General features: G+C 45.0%; 3 protein-coding genes and 1 pseudogene. 3 read left to right on the top strand and 1 reads right to left on the bottom strand.

All coding sequences use genetic code 11. The annotated features are described in order from the left end of the window. Nucleotides 1-369 (top strand): annotated as a pseudogene (locus tag QZ735_RS09470) (hypothetical protein); the annotation flags it as partial. A 166-nt stretch (nucleotides 370-535) separates the two neighbouring features. Here the strand turns inward: QZ735_RS09470 and QZ735_RS09465 are convergent. Continuing rightward, nucleotides 536-2,146: a S8/S53 family peptidase gene (locus QZ735_RS09465; protein WP_294247357.1), complete on the bottom strand. Its 1,611-nt coding sequence runs from the start codon at nucleotides 2,144-2,146 to the stop codon at nucleotides 536-538. An 86-nt stretch (nucleotides 2,147-2,232) separates the two neighbouring features. Between QZ735_RS09465 and QZ735_RS09460 the strand changes: the two genes are divergently transcribed. Then, on the top strand, nucleotides 2,233-3,360 hold the full coding sequence (locus tag QZ735_RS09460) for a DegT/DnrJ/EryC1/StrS aminotransferase family protein (RefSeq protein ID WP_294247355.1): 1,128 nt from the start codon (nucleotides 2,233-2,235) through the stop codon (nucleotides 3,358-3,360). Between the two features lie 65 nt (nucleotides 3,361-3,425). After that, the gene (locus QZ735_RS09455; protein ID WP_294247353.1) at nucleotides 3,426-3,809 is read left to right on the top strand and encodes a hypothetical protein; all 384 of its coding nucleotides are present in this window, start codon (nucleotides 3,426-3,428) and stop codon (nucleotides 3,807-3,809) included. The last annotated feature ends 289 nt before the right edge of the window (nucleotides 3,810-4,098 follow it).

The following is a 4,098-nucleotide window of genomic DNA, read 5'->3' as shown; positions in this document are numbered from 1 at the left end:
GATGAATTGGTTAAAGCACTGGGTTATCCGGACAAAAACAGGGAAAAGTACATCAGGGAATCCATGTTCCTGTACAGCGAAAAAGACGGCGGGAATGCCAGATACCTGATGAATGTCCCGATTCTTATCTACACGGAGCCCGGCATTATGTGGCAGCTGAAAAACCGGGGCCGCGACCTCAATGACCTGAACTGCCTCAGCATAACCGCCATGATCAATCTCCTGAAACATAAAGGCCATCAGAATGCCGAACTGGTGATTGTGAACGACAGGGGAATACGGCCTGAAGGCTACAGGCATCCGCATTCCTGGAGCATTATGGATCCGGAAGAATGCCTCGGATGGCTCCTGAAGCAGTTGAACAGATAGCACCAATAAGAAACCGGCCGGAATAACCGGCCGGTTTCTTATTTAATGAATAAACCCGGATGTCTGATGAAAGACTTTGATCAGCCGATCCAATTATCTCATCTCATCTCATCTTATCTTATCTTATTACACTGACAGATGCTGCCGCTGTGACTGAAAGGACATGTTATTCTTTGATGAATTTCTCATAGTATACCTTATCCTTCGTCAGGATTTTAAGGTAATAGACGCCTTTGGCAAAATCATCAACCGGTATGGATTTCCGGTCTTTCATTCCGGTAATCAGTCTTCCGAGATGATCGTAAATCTCGAGTGAAACTACCTGTTTTTCAGTGGCGATGTTCAGTATGTTTTTTACCGGGTTCGGAAAAATGGCAAGCTCATTCTTCTTTACCGTCTCGGAAGTATTAAGGGTGGTATTGTAAAAATTCCCGAAATTCAGGATGCCGAAGCCCATCTGGTCCGTGTAGGCCGGGTAAAGCGAGGCCGTTTCCCGCAGTCTGTTCCTCATCATATCCCTGTTCATGGTGGAGAACGCCTGTAACAGGCAGGCTACGCCTCCTGCAGCGATCGGGGTGGCAATGGAAGTACCGCTAACCGTAACGGTAGAATTATTGTTCACCGTAGTACTGGCAGAACCCCTGGCACTGGCATCGGGCTTTATTGCCCCTGCGGAATTGGGTCCATATGATGAAAAGCCGGAAGACGCTCCTGACGAATCTACGGAACCGATGGTAAATACTTTTGTATTATCTGCCGGCGTCAGGATATAATGCCACGGCTGTTGCCCGGAGTTTCCGGCCGCGAAAAGAACGAAAATCCCTTTGTCGACTGCGATCCCGGCTCCTCTGGCAATGAAGGAAGTCGTTCCGTTCATCTGTGCATAGGTATAGTTGTATTTCGGATCATCAAAAGTGGAGTAGCCCAGCGAAGTGGTGATGAGGTCTGCGCCTTTGCGGTCGGCTTCCTCGGCCGCTTCAATCCAGTACAGCTCCTCTTCGGGAATTTCCACAGCTGCATTTTCACTGCGGTACAGGTAAAAATCGGCATCCGGAGCCGCACCTACGAAGGTATCCTGGATATAGCCTCCGATGGCACCCAGCACGACGGCACCATGGTTATTCAGCGAAGTATTGTAGATATCGGTTCCTTTTGTTACGAAATCATAGCCGCCTTTGATGTGCCCGCTGGTCCACAGGCGGGAGAAGGCAGAACCGGTATTCACATAGGGAAAACCTGAATCGATAACGGCTACGGTTACACCTGTACCGGTGTACCCTGCCAGATGGAGCTGCCGGAGATTGATCTGGTCGATCTGCGCTGATCCGGAACCGTAGTCGAAGGTGGTCAGGTTTTTAGAGACCGGTCCATCAGACGGCGATTCCCATTTGCCGGCATGGGCGCTTTTCGGTACGCCCGGAGCATTTCTGGCAAAGTTTTCTACCGACTGTACATAAGGCTGTGCCTGCAGGGCGGCCACCTGCGCCGGAGTGGCATTTACCGCCACACCGTTGAGCCATTTGGAATAATCGGTGACGGTAAAACCCAGGGACTGGATGTTCTGGATATAGGAAGGCTCGATGGGAGCATCCTGATCATTGAGGGAAATGCCTAAAGCGGTCCGCCGGTTAAGGGATTTCTGGGTAAGCTCCGAAAGCGGATTGGCGTAAAAGGCAGCCTTGTTCGGCTTATCTTTGAAAAAGACGAAAACCAGCGAAGACTGGGCGAAACTTACCGAGTAACCGGCTAGCATACAAAGCAGTAAAGTTCTTTTCATATCTTTATTTTGGATAAAGATAAAACAAAATCAATAAAATTTTTGAAAGGATTTTAAATTCCTTATTTTTACACAAATATTTATTTATGAAAAAGATTCAAATGGTTGACTTACAAAGTCAGTATTACAAGATAAAGAATGAAGTGGATAACGCCGTTTCCAATGTAATGGATTCGGCAGCCTTTATCAACGGTCCTGAAGTAAAGTCTTTCCAGAATGAATTGGAGTCCTACCTGGACGTTAAACATGTCATCCCCTGCGGCAACGGTACCGATGCCCTTCAGATTGCCCTGATGGCGCTGGATCTGAAAGAAGGCGATGAAGTCATCACTGCAGATTTCACTTTTGCTGCCACCGTGGAAGTTATTCACCTGCTGAAGCTGAAATCCGTACTTGTAGATGTGGATTACAATACTTTTACCATTTCTGCGGACGCCATAAAAAAAGCAATTACTCCGAAAACCAAGGCCATTATCCCGGTACATATCTTCGGGCAATGCGCCAATATGGAAGAGATACTGAAAATTGCCGAAGAACATCATCTGTATGTTATCGAAGACAACGCTCAGGCTATCGGTGCTGAATTTACATTTTCCGACGGAACGGTGAAAAAGGCAGGCACCATGTCTACTGTAGGTACAACGTCTTTTTTTCCTTCCAAAAACCTGGGCTGTTACGGTGACGGCGGTGCCATCTTTACCAATAACGATGAACTGGCCCACCGGCTAAGAGGAATCGTAAATCACGGAATGTATGAACGCTATTACCATGATGAAGTAGGCGTTAACTCAAGGCTTGACAGCATACAGGCAGCGATCCTGAGAAAGAAACTGCCTCATCTTGACAATTACAATGAATCCAGAGGGAAGGCTGCAGATTATTATGACGAAGCATTTGCCGGCCACGAACATCTGTTAACTCCGAAAAGAGCAGACTATTCCAGCCATGTTTTCCATCAGTACACATTAAGAATTCTGAACGGAAAACGGAATGAGCTGCAGAAATACCTTACGGAAAAAGATATCCCGGCCATGATTTATTACCCGGTAGCCCTGAGAAAGCAAAAAGCCTATTACCAGGAAAGCAATGATGCCGATTTTGCAAATACCGACAGGCTGCTGAATGAGGTGATCTCTCTTCCGATGCATACCGAGCTGGATGAAGAGCAGCTGAAATTCATTACGGATGCAGTACTTGAATTTATGGCTAAATAGGACATGAAAAAGAAGGTCTTCAGGTATAAAGCCATTGGCATATCAGTTGTCATTTTAACTCCGTTATGTTTTTGATTTTAGGTTTTGCCACTTTTGATACCTATGACCTCTCTCGATCCCCATCAGGATCTGTTACAGCAGGAGAGTTGATCATATCCCTGTTTTCAGGATTTTTATTCATTCTCTGTGCCGTTACCATTGTGTTGGTTGCGACAAAATCACGGAGAAGCGTACTGGTTTTAAATCTGTTGTACATCTGTTTACTTCTGATAATTTCCGGAGCCTGGATGATCAATGGTATTGAAGAAAGGAAACTCTCACCGGCAGATTACTGTATTTTTGCGGGACTTACTTCAGCTTTACTCCTGCTTCTCTTTTTGGTGAACAGATTTAAAGTGAAAGAAATATATTATGAAAGCCTGGATGAAATTGGTGCCGGAAACGGTTAACCATAAACATCTGAGATTTTAGCTTCAAAAGCCCTATCATATTTTAGACCATCAAACAGGATGGTCTAATTTTTTTTATTATCTGTATTATTTTTGATACAATACTTGATTTTTTATTATTATATGTTTGTTTTTATTGTTTATTCAATATTTTTGAATTCATTCTAAATACTTACTTATGAGAAAAAATTATTTTTTTGGCGCAATTGCGCTTCTTAGCATCCATCTGTTATCTGCACAGATTCAGTACACGGATATTTCTCCTGATTTCGTCACTACGGTAGGCGCC

It is taken from the genome of uncultured Chryseobacterium sp., assembly GCF_913776365.1.
In the GTDB taxonomy this organism is placed as follows: domain Bacteria; phylum Bacteroidota; class Bacteroidia; order Flavobacteriales; family Weeksellaceae; genus Chryseobacterium.
Note: the sequence above shows the minus strand (reverse complement) of the source record. Positions and strands in the feature narration are given on the sequence as shown.

What these genes read in the sequence shown, in the direction of transcription:
- QZ735_RS09465 (WP_294247357.1), bottom strand. Translation starts at nt 2,146, where the DNA reads ATGAAAAGAACTTTACTGCTTTGTATGCTAGCCGGTTACTCGGTAAGT.
- QZ735_RS09460 (WP_294247355.1), top strand. Translation starts at nt 2,233, where the DNA reads ATGAAAAAGATTCAAATGGTTGACTTACAAAGTCAGTATTACAAGATA.
- QZ735_RS09455 (WP_294247353.1), top strand. Translation starts at nt 3,426, where the DNA reads ATGTTTTTGATTTTAGGTTTTGCCACTTTTGATACCTATGACCTCTCT.